Source organism: Pseudomonas sp. NPDC008258 (assembly GCF_042956345.1).
In the GTDB taxonomy this organism is placed as follows: Bacteria; Pseudomonadota; Gammaproteobacteria; order Pseudomonadales; family Pseudomonadaceae; genus Aquipseudomonas.
The window spans coordinates 15,536-30,533 of record NZ_JBIBGE010000051.1 but is presented as its reverse complement, the minus strand read 5'-3'; the positions used below and the strand labels follow the sequence as shown (position 1 = coordinate 30,533).

Sequence of the window (14,998 nt, the reverse complement as noted above, 5' to 3'; positions counted from 1 at the left end):
GTCAACGCCAGCGGATCCAGGCGCATGCGTTTGAACAACGGCAACATGGCCGTGACCGTGATCATGTAGGTGGTCGAACCGTCACCGTCGAGCGATACCAGGCCTGCCAGCAATGCGGCGAACACCACGGCCTTCATCGGATCGCCACCGATCAACTGGATGAATTTCTTGATGATGGGATCGAACAGGCCGGTATCGAACATCAGGCCGAAGTAGAGAATGGCGAACATCACCATGATGGCCGTTGGCGCGACCTTGCGCAGGCCTTCGATCATCATGTCGCCCATGTCCGGGCCAAAGCCCGCGATCAGCGCGAAAAGGATCGGCACCGTGGTCATGGCCACCAGAGGTGACAGGCGCTTGGTCATGATCAGGGCCATGAAGGTCACGATCATGCCGTATCCAAGAAGTGACAGCATTTGTACCACCTTGACTTGAAATACAATTATTGTTGTGGGTCAGCGCCGTAACGGGCGCATCAAGGTTCTGAGCGACGAGTCGTCAGCTCATGTGCAACCCGCCATTGAGCGAGAAGTCCGCACCATTGGCATAGCCTGACTCGTCGGATGCCAGCCAGCCGCAGATGGCGGCGATTTCTTCAGGGGTGCCGAGCCGACGGGCAGGAATGTCGTGGATAAGACGGTCCATCATGGCGGTGCTGGTGATGGACTTCAGCTTAGGTGTGGAGATGAAGCCTGGAGAAACCGTATTCACCGTGACCCCGCGCGAGCCCACTTCACGCGCCAGCGCCCGGGTAAAACCACGGATCGCGGACTTGGCGGTCGAATAGTTGACCTGGCCAACCTGGCCCAGCTGGGCATTGACCGACGAGATATTGATTACCCGCCCCCAGCCGCGCGACACCATGTCATCGATGACCTGTTTGGTCACGTTGAACAGCGAGTTGAGGTTGGTGTCGATCACCGTCGCCCAGTCGCTCGGCTGCATGTCGCGGAACACCACATTGCAAGCCGTACCGGCATTGTTGACCAGCACATCGATCGGGCCGATATCCTGCTTGATACGGTCGAAGGTGGACTTGCAGGACTCCCAGTCTGCGACATTGCCCTCCGAGGCGATGAAGTCGAAACCTTTACGCTGCTGTTCGAGCAGCCATTGCGTCTTGTGGGGGGAGTCTGGGCCACAGCCGACGACGACCTTGAAACCATCCCGGTGCAGCCGCTGGCAGATCGCGGTGCCCAGGCCACCCATACCGGCAGTGACATAAGCGATTCGTTTGGACATAGACGTTTACTCCTTTTGTATTTTTGTAGGGAGCAGCAACAGCCAATGGGCAAATGCGCCCAATATTGTACCAACAACCAACGCAGTACAATCTACGCTGATCGCTCCAATCGCAAGCGCTGCTCGCGATCCTGACGCCGTGTTGAACGATGGCAGCACTCACTTTGGACCTGCATTTTTGTAAATGCAAGTGCAATGTTGTCATTCAAATGTATCTCCGCGCTCTGCTGACGGATGGCACCCATGCTTCGTAGGCACCGATGCGATATAGTGATGCAGGCTTTGATGGACAAAATTTCTGCCGGATACCCTGCATTGACGACCCTGACCTCCCCTATCCGCAAGGATCTTGCCAGCCAATTGGCGCCCAGGATTCTCGACATGGCACGTGCCCGCTCGATGCGCTCGGGAGACCCCCTGCGTGAAGAGGCATTTGCCAAGGAGCTGGGAGTGTCCCGGTCCCCTATTCGCCGTGGCTTCGCACTGCTGGAGGAACTGGGGCTGGCGGTCAAGGAACCTAACCGTGGGTTTTTTCTGACCTGTGATGCGCGCAGTGTCGACACGGGCAAACTGCCCCTGGAAGTGGACACCTTCGAAGACTTCTACCTACGGGTGGTGGATGATGTGCTGGCCGGAGACATCGGCGCGTCCTTCTTCGAAGCCGAACTCATGCGCAAATACGCAGTGCCGCGCGGCCAGATCATCAAGGTGCTCAACCGCCTGGCTCGTGAAGGCATGATCGAACGCAACCCCGGTCAAGGCTGGAGCACCAATGCTTTCCTGCATGACACGGACGCTCACATTCAGAGCTACCGCTTTCGCATGGCGGTAGAGCCGGCGGCCTTGCTCGAGCCTGGCTATCAAGTGGACCAGGTCGCTTTCGCCAAGGCGCGCAAGGTCCAGGAATCGTTGCTCGCCGGCGAGATTTTCACGCTGTCCCGTTCTCAGTTGTTCCAGATCGGCGCGCAGTTGCATGAACTGATCGTGCGCTGCTCGGGTAACCCGTTTTTCCTGGAATCCATCCGCCGACAAAACCAACTGCGCCGCTTCATGGCGTACAAGGCGAACGTCGACAGGCCGCGACTGATCCAGCAATGCCGCGAGCACATCGAACTCCTTGACCTGATCGAATCCGGCCAACGTGAAGCGGCGGCCGATTACCTGCGCCGACACCTGGACCACGTAAGCCGCTTGAAGGCTGCGCATGAGGCCAGAATCGCTGAACAGCGCACTGAATCGGGTTGAGCCCGGTCGGTGCGCGACAATTTACACGCGAAATCGTTTGCACATATCCACTCCAATATTCAATCATTGACGCCAAACGATTGGGATACTGGAGTATTATGATGCACAAATGGATTGGCAGCAGCCTGACCTGGATCGTACCGCTAGCGCTGACACTGGGTTCAAGCATGGCACATGCCCAGCGATTCGAAATCAGCTCAACGTCTTACCAGGACGGTGACATCATCAGCAAGCGGCAGGCCGGCACCAGTGTCGAGTGCGGGTCTGGCAACGCCCTCACGCCTCAGGTGAGCTGGCACAATGCGCCGGCCAACACAGCCTCCATCGCAATATTGATGCACGACCCCGATGGTCAGAAAGGGCTGGGTGTTTCTCACTGGGTCGCCTACAACATCGACGCCCGGCGCGGGTCCATCGGTGAAGGAGATGGCCAGCGCAGCCTGCCCGGCATCACTGTCGGCAAGAACGTCAGCGGCGAGCAGGCTTACCGCGGGCTGTGCCCGCCTGCCAGCGATCACCCGCACCACTACACCCTGACCGTCATCGCCACCACCCTGGCTCCGGGCGACCTCCCACCCAGCTTGAGCCGGGACGAGTTGTTGGCGAAACTCCAGGGCAAGACATTGGCAGCGCAGTCGATCGTAGGCCGCTATGGCCAGTGAACGGCAAGCACTTACACCGCACCACTAGAGACGTTGGAGAAGCATGCATGAAAGGTTACTGGATCATCTTCGGCTCAGCCGTCGCCGATGCCGAGGCGCAAAGCGAGTATGCCCGTCTATGGGGGCCCATCAGTGAAAAGTACCAGGCCAAGGTCAAGGTGCTCGACGCTGACCAGGTCGTGGAAACCCTGACCAGCAGCCGCGTCCTGGCCGTCGAGTTCCCCAGCCTGGCCCTGGCCAAGGCTTGCTATGCAGACCCCGCCTACACTGAAGCCAAAGGCTATGCATTACGCGCCGCAAGCCGGGAAATGATCATCATTGAGGGTGATCTGGCGTAACGTCAGTGCAAGCCAGTCACCAACAGCTACAGAAAGGTCGGTAGCTGCTGGTGACCGCACCCGCCGCGCTTAGAACGTGTAGGCGACGCCGGCCTGCACTGTCCGAGGTGCCCCCGGGTAGGCGTAAAGGTTGAACGCCCCCTCGTCGTACTCTTTGTTGAACACGTTCTTCACGTCCAGGTTCAGGCGCACGTGCTCGTTGACCTTGTAGAAAGCCAGCAGGTCAACCACGGTGTACTGGTCCATGTTGTAGGTCACCGCCTCGGTCTGGCCATTGCGATCATCCACATACTTCACCCCAACCCCCAGCCCAAGGCCCTTGGCAAAGCCGTCCTGGAATTCGTAGGTGTTGAGCAGGCTGAACGTGTTGCGCGGGATGTTCGCCAGGCGTGTGCCGGTGGGTAGGCGGTTGTCCTTGGTCACTTCAGCGTCGACATAGGCGTAGCCGCCGATCACACGCCACTCCGGCGTGATGTTGCCAGCAATGTTGATATCCAGGCCACGGCTGCGCACCTCGCCAGCGGCCAGGCTGTAGTTGGTGTTTGCCGGATCCAGGGTGAGCACGTTTTCCTTGACGATGTGGTACACCGCTGCATCCACACTAAGCTGGCGATCCAGCGGCTCCCACTTCACGCCCAGTTCGTAGGACTTGCCTTTTTCCGGATCAAAGCCACCTCCCCCAAAGGGCGTGCCGCTGTTGGGCTTGAACGAGCGTGCGGTGTTGGCATAAACCGCAACCGTATCGGTCAGGTCGTAGAGCAGGCCGAAGCGCGGCGTGACCCCGTTCTCGCCCTTGCTGAAATCGCCGGCATCGGTCAGCTTGTTGTCGTAGTCATGCTCGAAGCGCTCGAAGCGCACCCCTGCCAGCGCCTTCAGGCGCTCGGTCAGCGCCACCTGGTCCTGGATGAAGAAGGCCCAGGTCCGCAGGTTTTCCTTGTCCCAGGTGGTGGTGCGGGTAAGCGCTGGCCGCGTCTGGCCCAGGACCGGGTTGTAGATGTCGATAGGGTAGGTGCCATTGGCCGCAGAGGAGCGCTGAATGATCGAGTTGTAGTCGTAGTTCTCGTACTCGACGCCGGTCAGCAAGGTATGGCTGAAACCGCCCGTATCGAAATGCCCGGTCAGGTTCAGTTGCCAGTCACGATCAGTCCATTCCAGCTTGCGGTAGTTGAAGTTGCGCTGCAGCGTACGGCCATCAACCGGTGCGCCATTGGCTTCGACAGCGTTGCCCTTGAGCGAGCCATCGAGGAACTGGAAACCTCCGGCCAGTGTCCAGTTGTCGTTCAGCAAATGCTCGAAACGCACCTGAGCCATGTTGTTGTCGTTGTGCAGCAGGTTGTCGCTGCCTTTTTCCCATATGTAGGTGTCGCGCGAGGCACTGCCGGTCTGGGTGGCGTAACGGGTCAGGCCACGGTCCAGCGGGTGGTTGTTGCGCATGAAGTCGCCTTCAAAAACCACCTTCGTGGCGTCGTTGACCTGCCAACTGATCACTGGCGCAACATCGTAGCGCTCGCTGTCGACGTCATCACGGAAGCTTTCACCGCCTTCACCCAGCACATTCAGGCGATAGGCCAGCGAGCCGTCGCTGTTGAGTGGGCCAGTGGCGTCCAGCGTGGCGCGGTGCATGCCCTGGTCGTCGAACTGGCTGCCCAGGGTGACCTTGGACTCTGGCAGGGGCTGCTTGCTGACCACGTTGAACGTACCACCGGGGTCGCCACGGCCGTACAGGCTGGTAGCCGGGCCACGGATCACTTCCAGGCGCTCGACGGTATTGGCGTCCGGGGCGTTGGGATAGCCGCGGTTGATCGGGAAACCGTTGCGGTAGAACTCGCCGGTAGTGAAACCACGCACGGTGAAGGTCGTCAGGCCCTGGCCGCCGAAGTTGTTGGCGCGGCCCACACCGCCGGCGTAGTCCAGGCCGTCCTGCAGGCGCGTGGCGCCAGTGTCTTGCAGCACATCCTTGGGCACCACGCTGACCGATTGCGGTGTTTCGTGCAGGGCCGTGTCGGTGCGGGTGGCACTGGCCGAGCGAGTGGCCTTGTAGCCCTGGACCGGCCCATCGGCACGCTCGTCATCAGGGGTGTTGGCATTGATGTTCACCGCCTCGAGCTCGATGCCGGAAGGCGCGGCAGCAGGAGCTTGCCCCGCCATTGCAGGTAGTGACGTAGCGTGAAGCAGGCACAGCGAAACGATCGTGCGACGCATCGATGACAACCCTGAAATTAGACGAAAGTAGTAGAGGAATGAGAAAGCGCGCGCATCCTATCTGCAACTAATTCGCATTGGCAATTACTTTCCGTCGCACTGCAGCCGTGCGGGACAGGCGTCAGATTTTCCGTCCTGCACGTTATATTTATGGCCTGCCACGAATGACATAGTCGCGCCAAAACAACCCCAAGAAGACGCGCATGTACAGAAACACTTCTACTCCCGCAGACGATAATGGTTGCGGCTGGTTTCACCTGAGCCCGGCCCGCAGCGTACGTCCCGCTCACAAAGGCCGTAGCGAGGCACGCTGGGTGGTGTTGGGCGCGGGATTCACCGGCCTCGCCGCAGCCAGGCAACTGGCGCTGCGTTACCCTGACGATCACATCATTCTGGTGGAAGGCCAGCAAGTCGGGTTTGGCGCATCCGGCCGCAACTCTGGCTTCGCCATTGACCTGCCCCACGATATCGGTGCGGCCGATTACATCGGCCATTTACCCACCGCGCGGATGAACCTGAAGCTCAACCTGCACGCCCAAGCCATCATCAAACAGTTGGTCGCCGAGCACGGCATCGACTGCCAACTACGCCCGGATGGCAAATATCAGGCAGCAATCGAGCCTAAGGGGCTGGCAGTGCTTGAGGCGTACCGCACTGGCCTGGACAAGCTCGACCAACCTTATGAGATGTTCGAGGGTCGCGATGTGCAGGACCACTTGGGTACCGGGTTCTACCGCAAGGCGCTGTGGACCCCGGGCACCCTACTGCTGCAGCCCGCAGCCTTGGCCAAGGGCCTGGCCGATTCCCTGCCAAGCAACGTGACGTTGCATGAAAACACGGTCATCACACACCTTGAGCAAGGACAACGCACCACCCTCAAGCATGCGGGCGGCGAAATCGTTGCAGAGCAGTTGCTGTTGACCAATAACGCCTTCGCCAGCCATTTCGGCTTCCTCGTGGGTCGCCTGCTGCCGATTTTTACCTATGCCAGCATGACTCGCCCTTTGACCGAGCAGGAGCAGGAACGCCTGGGCGGAAAACGTACATGGGGGGTCATCCCCGCAGACCCATTCGGTAGCACGTTGCGCCGTACTCCCGACCAGCGCCTGCTGGTACGTAACAGCTTCAGCTTCAACCCGGACGGCCGCGCCCATCAACGATACCTGGACCGCGCACAACGCCAGCACCGCTCTTCTTTCGAAAGGCGTTTCCCGATGCTTACAGGCATGCCGTTTGAATACACCTGGGGTGGCTCGATGTGCCTGTCACGTAATCATCTTTCACACTTCGGTAGCCTGGCACCGAACATTCATGCCGCGCTGTGCTGCAACGGCCTGGGGATCACCCGCGGAACGGCAACCGGCACACTGCTTGCCGATTGGCTGGCGGGTGACCGGAACGAGCTGATCGACTTCCTGCTTGACTCCGATGGCCCGAATCGCAACCCGCCCGAACCTTTCCTGAGCATTGGTGTGAACGTTAACCTGCGTTGGGGCCAACTTCGCGCCGGCAAGGAAAGCTGAACGACACTGACCATGACTGACCTTGCCACCCCCGCCTGTGGCAGGCCAGTCAGGGCGATATCACCGAACCCAACGCGCCTCGCTGATGGGCAGGCCGCAAGATCCTGGTTTAGCCTTGAACCTGCTACAACGCATCCAGCACGCTCGTCTTGTTGATCAGTCCTGCCACCCCCTGAACTACGCCCCCTGCGAGCACCACACAGCGCCTTCCCAAACTCTCGGTACGCGGTCCCTTACTGTTTGATGACTTCTTGATAATTCGTTAAACGATTCTCGACAACACCCGCCTAATCTGCGCCTCGTTCCTCGTTGCACCCCGCTTCCTATAGTTACCCTTCCCTCCCGAGGTCTCCATGACCGAACAATTCCTGCCTTTTTCCCGACCCAGTATCGGCGAAGAAGAAATCGCGGCCGTTGAAGCAGTCCTGCGCTCAGGCTGGATAACCACCGGTCCCAAAAATCATGAGCTCGAACAATGCTTCGCTGCATACATAGGCTGTCGTCACGCGGTAGCCATGTCGTCAGCTACCGGCGCCCTGCACGTCACGCTTTTGGCCCTTGGCATCGGGCCGGGCGATGAAATCATCACACCCTCCCTGACGTGGGTCTCCACCGCCAACATCATTACCTTGCTCGGGGCAAAACCCGTCTTCATCGATGTGGACCGCGACACGCTGATGTGCACGGCAGAACAGGTAGAAGCGGCAATCACCCCACGGACTCGCGCGATCATTCCGGTGCATTACGCGGGCGCCTCTCTCGATCTCCTGCCCTTACGGGCATTGGCGCAAAAGCATGGCATCAGGCTTATCGAAGACGCTGCTCATGCAGTGGGCACCCACTATCGCAGCGCGCCGGTAGGCCATACCGGTACCGCTATTTTCTCATTCCACGCGATCAAGAACCTTACCTGTGCCGAAGGCGCCGTACTCGTCACCGATGACGACGCGCTGGCCGAGCGGGCGCGACGACTCAAATTCCATGGACTAGGCGTCGACGCGTTTGACCGCTTGAATCTGGGAAGGCGGCCGCAGGCCGAAGTGATCGAGCCAGGTTTCAAATACAACCTCCCTGACATGAACGCCGCAATCGCCCTGGTGCAACTACAGCGCCTGGAAACCTTGCGCTCACGGCGGGAAAGCCTGGCCATGCGCTACCTGGAAAAATTGTCGCATCTCCCGCTCGATCCGCTGCACCTGCCACATCACGAACAGCGACATGCCTGGCATTTGCTCATCGTACGTATCGACCAGACCCGATGCGGGCTCAGCAGGGACACTTTCATGGAAGCGCTCAAGGACAGAGGCATCGGTACCGGCATTCACTTCATCGCCACCCACTTGCATCGCTTCTACGCAGACCAGGGGAATCAGCCAAACCTGCCCAACAGCGAGTGGAATTCATCGCGGCTGTGTTCACTGCCGCTTTTTCCTGACATGCGAGAAAGCGACGTCGACCGCGTAGTCAGTGCCGTTGAAGATGTACTGGAGGCCAAGTGTTGAAACCTTATCCCGTCAACCTTGTGTCCGTGATCATCCCGGTCTACAACGAGGAAGCGAGCCTGGCCGAGCTGCTCATGCGCACCGAAACCGCGTGCAGCCAACTGCCACAGCCGTATGAAATCATTCTGGTGGACGACGGCAGTCGCGACCGCTCCCCTGCATTGCTCAAAGAAGCTGCACTGGAGCCAGGCAGTCATGTGGTGGCAGTCATGCTCAACCGCAATTATGGCCAACACGCGGCCATTCTTGCTGGCTTTGAGCACGCCCAGGGCGATGTGGTCATCACGCTGGATGCTGACCTGCAAAATCCTCCGGAGGAAATTCCTCGCCTGGCAAGGCAGGCGGCATTGGGCTACGACGTGGTCGGAACAGTGCGCGAGCGTCGCCAGGACTCCGCTTGGCGACGCTGGCCGTCGCGCGTGATCAACTGGGCAGTCAAGCGCTCGACCGGTGTGGCCATGAACGATTATGGCTGCATGTTGCGTGCTTACCGACGGCACATTGTCGACGCCATGCTCGCCTGCCGCGAACGCAGCACGTTCATCCCTATTCTCGCCAACAGTTTTTCCCGGCATACCTGTGAAATCAACGTGGCTCACGCAGAGCGTGAACACGGTGAATCGAAGTACAGCCCCATGCGCTTGATCAACCTGATGTTCGATCTGATCACCTGCATGACCACCACCCCTCTTCGCCTGTTGAGCATCGCCGGCGCTGCACTTGCCAGCGCAGGGTTTCTGTTTGCCGTGCTGCTCATGATCATGCGCCTCGCATTGGGCGCGGCATGGGCAGGCAACGGGATGTTCGTGCTCTTCGCCGTGCTGTTCATGTTCAGTGGCGTGCAATTGCTTGGCATGGGCCTGCTGGGGGAATACCTGGGGCGCACCTACAACGATGTACGCGCAAGGCCTCGCTTCTTTATCGAAAGCATTCATCGCGCACCGTTGGGCAACGCTTCGACCGCCACGCCACGACTCATCGCACACCGTTCTGCACTGGAATCCTGATCACATGTCTCGTAAAGCCGTTGTTTTCGCCTACCACGATATTGGCTGCGCCGGTATCGAAGCCTTGCTGGAAGCAGGCATTGAAATTGCCGCCGTCTTCACCCACGCCGACGCCCCTCAGGAAAATGTGTTCTATGCATCTGTCGCCCGTCTGTGCGCTGAGCGCGATATCCGCGTGTACGCGCCAGACGATGCGAATCACCCATTGTGGGTCGAACGTATTCGTGCGATGAAACCCGACCTGCTGTTCTCGTTCTACTACCGCAATCTGCTGGGAAAAGACCTGCTCGCCTGCGCCAGTCGCGGCGCTTACAACTTGCATGGTTCACTGCTGCCGCGTTACCGCGGCCGGGCTCCGGCCAACTGGGTTCTGGTCAACGGCGAGAGCGAAACTGGCGTTACCTTGCACCGCATGGTCGAACGCCCGGATGCCGGGCCGATTCTCGCTCAATGTCCGGTTCCGATCGAACCCGCAGACACTGCGCTGTCGCTGCACCATAAGCTTAAAGCCGCGGCTGTGAACCTGCTTAGAGACAGCTTGCCGCCGTTGCTGGCCAATCAGCTGCTTGAAGTTGCGCAAGATGAAACCAAGGCAAGCTACTTCGGTCGCCGTAGTGCCGCCGATGGCTTGATTGACTGGTGCAGAACCGCACATGAGCTGCGCAACCTGATTCGGGCGGTCACGTTCCCTTACCCAGGCGCCTTTTGCATGCTGGGCGAGCGCAAGCTGATCATCTGGAATGCAGAGGTTGCGGACAATCACTCAGGACAGGCTCCGGGCACGGTACTGTCCATCGACCCTCTGTGCATCGCCTGCGGCGAAGGCGCGTTGACAGTGCGCCAGGGCCAATGTGATGACAACGGGCTCTACCTGACCGGCGCACGCCTGGCGGCAGAGCTCGGTTTGGTCGAAGGCTCAGTGGTGCGCAGCACTCAGCGGAGCGCCAAGTGCCGGACGCGGGTGTTGATCCTCGGCGTTAACGGTTTTATCGGCAATCACCTTTCCGAGCGCCTCCTCGGCGATGACCAGTACGAAATTCATGGCATGGACATCGGCTCAGATGCCATCGCGCGGCTGATCGAGCATCCCCGCTTCAATTTTGTCGAGGGTGATATCAGCATTCATTCCGAATGGCTGGAATACCACATCAAGAAATGCGACGTGATATTGCCGCTGGTGGCCATTGCAACGCCCATTGAATACACCCGTAACCCACTGAAGGTATTCGAGCTGGACTTCGAAGAAAACCTGCGGATCGTGCGGTACTGTGTGAAATACGGCAAACGCGTTATTTTCCCATCGACCTCGGAAGTCTATGGGATGTGTCAGGACGCAAGCTTCGACGAAGACAGCTCCAACCTGGTGGTTGGCCCGATCAATAAACAACGCTGGATTTACTCGGCGTCAAAACAACTGCTCGACCGCGTCATCTGGGCGTATGGCCAACAGGGCCTGGACTTCACCCTGTTCCGCCCATTCAACTGGATGGGGCCGCGCCTGGACCGGCTCGACTCGGCACGAATCGGCAGCTCCCGTGCGATCACCCAACTGATCCTGCACCTGGTCGAAGGTACGCCCATCAGGCTGGTCGACGGTGGTGCTCAGAAACGCTGCTTCACCGATGTCGACGACGGCATCGAGGCACTCGCCCGCATTATCGATAACCCCGGCCAGCGCTGCAGCGGTCAGATCATCAACATTGGCAACCCGGCCAACGAGGCCAGTATCAGAGAGCTGGCACATGAGCTGCTACAGCAATTCGAGGCCCACCCACTGCGTCAGCACTTCCCGCCTTTTGCCGGTTTTCATGACGTGGAAAGCCGGACGTTCTATGGCAATGGCTATCAGGATGTCACCCACCGCACGCCCAGCATCGAAAACGCCCGGCGTCTGATCGGCTGGACGCCAACGATCGAGTGGCGCCAAACCATCGCTAAAACCCTGGACTTCTTCCTGCACGAAGCGTTGCGCGAACTTGAGGTGCGCTCGTGATCTCGGCAGGGTTGCGTATAGACGTAGACACCTTTCGCGGCACTCGCGAAGGGGTGCCCCGGCTAATAGACCTTCTGGAAGAAGCCGATATCAAGGCAACGTTCTTTTTCAGCGTCGGGCCGGACAACATGGGCCGGCACCTGTGGCGTCTGGCGCAGCCGGCATTCCTTTGGAAGATGATGCGGTCACAGGCGGCCAGCCTCTACGGGTGGGAGATCCTGCTCGCCGGCACCGCCTGGCCAGGCAAGCCGATCGGCCGCGAACTCGGACCTTTGATGCGTCGCGCCCAGGCAGCCGGGCATGAAATCGGGCTGCACGCCTGGGATCATCATGGCTGGCAGGCATATGCCCATCAGTGGTCACCCGCCCAACTGCATGAACAGATCCGCAAGGGGCATGACTGCCTGTCAAACATTCTGGGGCAGCCTGTCAGATGCTCGGCTGCCGCCGGGTGGCGGGCCGACACGCGTGTGATCGAAGCCAAAGAAGCATTCGGGTTTCATTACAACAGCGATTGTCGAGGGCATGGCGCGTTCCATCCCCGGCTAAGCGATGGCCGTGACGGCACGCCTCAGGTCCCGGTAAACCTGCCGACGTTCGATGAAGTCGTCAGCCCCGCGCTGCCGGTCGACACCTTCCATGATCTGGTGCTGAAACGAATGGCGTGTGGCCCTGGCAACATCTACACCATTCACGCGGAAGTGGAAGGCATGCGCCTGGCCCCCAAATTCCGGGAGCTGCTGCAACGTGTGAAGCAGCAAGGCATTGGCTTTCGCCCACTTGGCGAAATGCTGAGCGAGTCCAGTGGCAGCTTGCCCTGCGCGCAGGTGGTCCGCGGGCGCGTCAAGGGGCGCCAAGGATGGCTGGGAGTTCGTCAACCATGAGCCAGATCCGCACATGGTCGCTAGGCATCATCGTCTTCGCCATTTTTTACCTGATCCCTTTGACCAATCACGGCCTTTGGATTCCAGACGAAACCCGCTATGCGCAGATCAGTCAAGCGATGCTCCTGGATGGTGACTGGATTTCGCCTCACTTCCTGGGCTTGCGTTATTTTGAAAAACCTATCGCCGGCTACTGGATGATCGCGCTCGGCCAGGCGATCTTCGGCGACAATCTCTTTGGTGTGCGAATCGCTTCGCTGGTAGCAACAGCATTGAGTACCTTGCTGGTCTACCTGCTTGCACGACAATGGTGGGGCAACTCCAGGTCGAGTGCACTAGCGGCATTACTGTACGCAAGCTTCGGGCTGATTGCCGGGCAAGCCGGGTACAGCAATCTGGATCCCCAATTCACCCTGTGGGTGAACCTCAGTGTGTTTGCACTGTGGAATGCGCTTGAACGCGGTGCCAGGGCCATAAGGCTGGGCTATTGGCTACTGCTTGGCTTCGCCTGTGCAATGGGCTTCTTGACCAAAGGTTTTCTCGCGCTGCTTTTGCCAGTGTTGATCGCGGTGCCCTATGCCGCATGGCAAAAACGTGTGAAAGCCCTGCTGATTCACGGACCTCTGGCAATAGTGGGAGCCTTGCTGATCACGCTTCCCTGGGCGCTGGCCATTCACCACCAGGAGCCGGACTACTGGCGATTTTTCTTCTGGCACGAACACGTCCGCCGCTTTGCCGGGGAAGATGCACAACACGCGCAGGCATGGTGGTTTTATCTGCCATTACTCGTCGTCGCGACCTTGCCCTGGGCGGGGCTGATACCGAGCACCTTGCGCCAGGCATGGCACGAACGCGGTCAACCCGCTATTGCATTTTGCATCATGTGGTTCGTGATGCCACTGATCTTCTTCAGCCTTTGCCGGGGCAAGCTCCCGACTTACATCATGCCTTGCCTGATGCCGCTGGCGCTGGTCATGGGGCATTTCCTCGCACAGCGCTTGCAATTGCAACGTAGCAACGGGCTGCGCCTGAACGCCGTGCTCAATGCCCTGGTTGCCTTGGGAGCGGGCGTATCGCTGGCTTTCATGCAATTGCACCGGCCTGTTTATGTCAATGACGCATTCCATCTGACCTTGGTCTGGATTGTGATCGCTACCTGGGCTTTCGCAGCGTTAGCGGCATGGGTTCGACCTGTCCAGTACTGGCACGCACCACTCATGGCAATCTGGATGCTGATTGCGTTCCTCCCGGCGGCCATGCCTCACACCGTTGTACAGAGCAAGACACCCGATACTTTCATCGCCAGTCAGATACCCGAACTGGCGAAAGTCCGGCATCTGGTCAGCAATGATCTTGGGGTTGCCTCAGCCCTCGCCTGGCGCCTGAAAACACCCCAGGTCACGCTCTACGACACTCAGGGCGAGCTCAAGTACGGCTTGTCCTATCCCGAGGCCAGCCAGCGGAGCATCTCTGCAGATCAGATCCAGGACTGGCTGGCGCGCGCTCGTATCGACGGCCCCGTGGGCGTGTTGCTGCGAATAAAGAGCGAGCGTGACCAACATCAACTGGACCTGCTTCCCACGGAGGGTCAACGCTATACCTCCGGGCGTCTTACCCTGGTCATCCTGCCGCAGGTCCTGCCATGAACGTAGCCTTGGTACTGGCAACGCTGGCGCTCACCTGCCTTGGCCAGATCGCGCAAAAACTGACAGTGCAACACTGGCAAGGGCAGCCAGCGAAAGCCAGCGGGTGGCTGCGCATTCGTTGTGCATGGCCATGGGTGGCGGCAGCCAGCCTGGGTTGCGGGCTGCTCTGCTGGATGTTGGTGCTGCAACGCATGGATGTCGGCATCGCCTACCCCATGCTCAGCCTTAATTTCGTACTGATCACCATTGCCAGCCGGTTGCTGTTTGGCGAAGCAGTAGACACGCATCATCTGCTCGGGCTTGGCCTGATTGTGGTGGGTGTCTGCCTGCTGGGTTCCGGTCTATGAACAGCCATGCGGGGTTGTTACCTGCCGGAGCCAGCGTGGTGCTGGTCAGCGCCGCGCAACTGGGCATCCGCTGGGCAATGAGCCGCCTTCCCCCACCGCCTCTGTGGCTCAGCGCTGAACTGTCCTGGGCAGCGCTGGCGGTGCTGAGCACAGCCGTACTGGCCTATGTCGCATCGATGCTGTGCTGGCTATCAGCACTGAAGTATCTACCGCTGGCAAGGGCCTACAGCTTACTCAGCACCAGTTACATATTGGTTTACGCGCTGGCCGCCACCCTCACCGACTCTGGTGAGCCACTGACCACCACCAAGTCGCTCGGAGTTTGCCTTGTGGTGACGGGTGTGTGGGTCATCAACAGCCGCCGTCCGCAGCGAAGCGCAGCAGAATATTGATAAGGATCACAC

Annotated in this window: 14 protein-coding genes; 11 read left to right on the top strand and 3 right to left on the bottom strand. The window is 59.4% G+C overall.

Annotation, left to right across the window (positions count from 1 at the left end; translation table 11 throughout):
• Both ACFY9W_RS27335 and phbB read right to left on the bottom strand, forming a co-directional pair.
• Nucleotides 1-419 (bottom strand): SLC13 family permease (locus ACFY9W_RS27335; RefSeq protein WP_391137437.1); only part of this gene is annotated, 419 nt, incomplete at its 3' end.
• An 82-nt stretch (nucleotides 420-501) separates the two neighbouring features.
• Nucleotides 502-1,245 carry an acetoacetyl-CoA reductase gene (gene phbB, locus ACFY9W_RS27330; RefSeq protein ID WP_391137434.1) on the bottom strand — a complete coding sequence of 248 codons (744 nt, stop codon included), beginning with the start codon at nucleotides 1,243-1,245 and terminating at the stop codon, nucleotides 502-504.
• 285 nt (nucleotides 1,246-1,530) lie between these two features.
• On the opposite strand from phbB, the gene ACFY9W_RS27325 reads away from it, so the two are divergent.
• The 3 genes from ACFY9W_RS27325 to ACFY9W_RS27315 all read left to right on the top strand — a co-directional run bounded on the left by ACFY9W_RS27325 (nucleotide 1,531) and on the right by ACFY9W_RS27315 (nucleotide 3,490).
• Nucleotides 1,531-2,490, top strand: coding sequence for a GntR family transcriptional regulator (locus ACFY9W_RS27325; protein WP_391137431.1), 960 nt, complete (start codon nucleotides 1,531-1,533; stop codon nucleotides 2,488-2,490).
• Between the two features lie 101 nt (nucleotides 2,491-2,591).
• Nucleotides 2,592-3,152 carry a YbhB/YbcL family Raf kinase inhibitor-like protein gene (locus ACFY9W_RS27320; protein ID WP_391137428.1) on the top strand — a complete coding sequence of 187 codons (561 nt, stop codon included), beginning with the start codon at nucleotides 2,592-2,594 and terminating at the stop codon, nucleotides 3,150-3,152.
• Nucleotides 3,153-3,199: 47 nt separating this feature from the next.
• Nucleotides 3,200-3,490: a DUF1330 domain-containing protein gene (locus ACFY9W_RS27315; RefSeq protein WP_391137425.1), complete on the top strand. Its 291-nt coding sequence runs from the start codon at nucleotides 3,200-3,202 to the stop codon at nucleotides 3,488-3,490.
• Between the two features lie 69 nt (nucleotides 3,491-3,559).
• Here ACFY9W_RS27315 and ACFY9W_RS27310 read toward each other — a convergent pair whose 3' ends face one another.
• Nucleotides 3,560-5,692 (bottom strand): TonB-dependent siderophore receptor, encoded by a 2,133-nt coding sequence (locus ACFY9W_RS27310; protein WP_391137422.1) that lies wholly within the window; start codon nucleotides 5,690-5,692, stop codon nucleotides 3,560-3,562.
• Nucleotides 5,693-5,895: 203 nt separating this feature from the next.
• Between ACFY9W_RS27310 and ACFY9W_RS27305 the strand changes: the two genes are divergently transcribed.
• The 8 genes from ACFY9W_RS27305 to arnF all read left to right on the top strand — a co-directional run bounded on the left by ACFY9W_RS27305 (nucleotide 5,896) and on the right by arnF (nucleotide 14,986).
• Nucleotides 5,896-7,215, top strand: coding sequence for an FAD-dependent oxidoreductase (locus ACFY9W_RS27305; RefSeq protein ID WP_391137420.1), 1,320 nt, complete (start codon nucleotides 5,896-5,898; stop codon nucleotides 7,213-7,215).
• Nucleotides 7,216-7,568: 353 nt separating this feature from the next.
• Nucleotides 7,569-8,717, top strand: a complete 1,149-nt coding sequence (arnB, locus tag ACFY9W_RS27300) for a UDP-4-amino-4-deoxy-L-arabinose aminotransferase (protein ID WP_391137418.1) — start codon at nucleotides 7,569-7,571, stop codon at nucleotides 8,715-8,717.
• Nucleotides 8,714-9,724: a glycosyltransferase gene (locus ACFY9W_RS27295; RefSeq protein WP_391137416.1), complete on the top strand. Its 1,011-nt coding sequence runs from the start codon at nucleotides 8,714-8,716 to the stop codon at nucleotides 9,722-9,724. Before arnB ends, ACFY9W_RS27295 begins: the two co-directional genes overlap by 4 nt.
• A 4-nt stretch (nucleotides 9,725-9,728) precedes the next feature.
• Complete coding sequence (gene arnA / locus ACFY9W_RS27290; RefSeq protein ID WP_391137414.1) at nucleotides 9,729-11,717, top strand: bifunctional UDP-4-amino-4-deoxy-L-arabinose formyltransferase/UDP-glucuronic acid oxidase ArnA; 1,989 nt, start codon at nucleotides 9,729-9,731, stop codon at nucleotides 11,715-11,717.
• Complete coding sequence (arnD, locus tag ACFY9W_RS27285) at nucleotides 11,714-12,601, top strand: 4-deoxy-4-formamido-L-arabinose-phosphoundecaprenol deformylase (protein WP_391137411.1); 888 nt, start codon at nucleotides 11,714-11,716, stop codon at nucleotides 12,599-12,601. Before arnA ends, arnD begins: the two co-directional genes overlap by 4 nt.
• Nucleotides 12,598-14,247 (top strand): lipid IV(A) 4-amino-4-deoxy-L-arabinosyltransferase, encoded by a 1,650-nt coding sequence (arnT, locus tag ACFY9W_RS27280; RefSeq protein ID WP_391137409.1) that lies wholly within the window; start codon nucleotides 12,598-12,600, stop codon nucleotides 14,245-14,247. The genes arnD and arnT overlap by 4 nt, the downstream gene beginning before the upstream one ends.
• Complete coding sequence (locus tag ACFY9W_RS27275) at nucleotides 14,244-14,594, top strand: EamA family transporter (RefSeq protein WP_391137407.1); 351 nt, start codon at nucleotides 14,244-14,246, stop codon at nucleotides 14,592-14,594. Before arnT ends, ACFY9W_RS27275 begins: the two co-directional genes overlap by 4 nt.
• Complete coding sequence (gene arnF / locus ACFY9W_RS27270; RefSeq protein WP_391137404.1) at nucleotides 14,591-14,986, top strand: 4-amino-4-deoxy-L-arabinose-phosphoundecaprenol flippase subunit ArnF; 396 nt, start codon at nucleotides 14,591-14,593, stop codon at nucleotides 14,984-14,986. Before ACFY9W_RS27275 ends, arnF begins: the two co-directional genes overlap by 4 nt.
• The last annotated feature ends 12 nt before the right edge of the window (nucleotides 14,987-14,998 follow it).

Coding starts and splice junctions, on each gene's coding strand:
- phbB (WP_391137434.1), bottom strand. CDS start 1,245: ATGTCCAAACGAATCGCTTATGTCACTGCCGGTATGGGTGGCCTGGGC.
- ACFY9W_RS27325 (WP_391137431.1), top strand. CDS start 1,531: ATGGACAAAATTTCTGCCGGATACCCTGCATTGACGACCCTGACCTCC.
- ACFY9W_RS27320 (WP_391137428.1), top strand. CDS start 2,592: ATGCACAAATGGATTGGCAGCAGCCTGACCTGGATCGTACCGCTAGCG.
- ACFY9W_RS27315 (WP_391137425.1), top strand. CDS start 3,200: ATGAAAGGTTACTGGATCATCTTCGGCTCAGCCGTCGCCGATGCCGAG.
- ACFY9W_RS27310 (WP_391137422.1), bottom strand. CDS start 5,692: ATGCGTCGCACGATCGTTTCGCTGTGCCTGCTTCACGCTACGTCACTA.
- ACFY9W_RS27305 (WP_391137420.1), top strand. CDS start 5,896: ATGTACAGAAACACTTCTACTCCCGCAGACGATAATGGTTGCGGCTGG.
- arnB (WP_391137418.1), top strand. CDS start 7,569: ATGACCGAACAATTCCTGCCTTTTTCCCGACCCAGTATCGGCGAAGAA.
- arnA (WP_391137414.1), top strand. CDS start 9,729: ATGTCTCGTAAAGCCGTTGTTTTCGCCTACCACGATATTGGCTGCGCC.
- arnT (WP_391137409.1), top strand. CDS start 12,598: ATGAGCCAGATCCGCACATGGTCGCTAGGCATCATCGTCTTCGCCATT.
- ACFY9W_RS27275 (WP_391137407.1), top strand. CDS start 14,244: ATGAACGTAGCCTTGGTACTGGCAACGCTGGCGCTCACCTGCCTTGGC.
- arnF (WP_391137404.1), top strand. CDS start 14,591: ATGAACAGCCATGCGGGGTTGTTACCTGCCGGAGCCAGCGTGGTGCTG.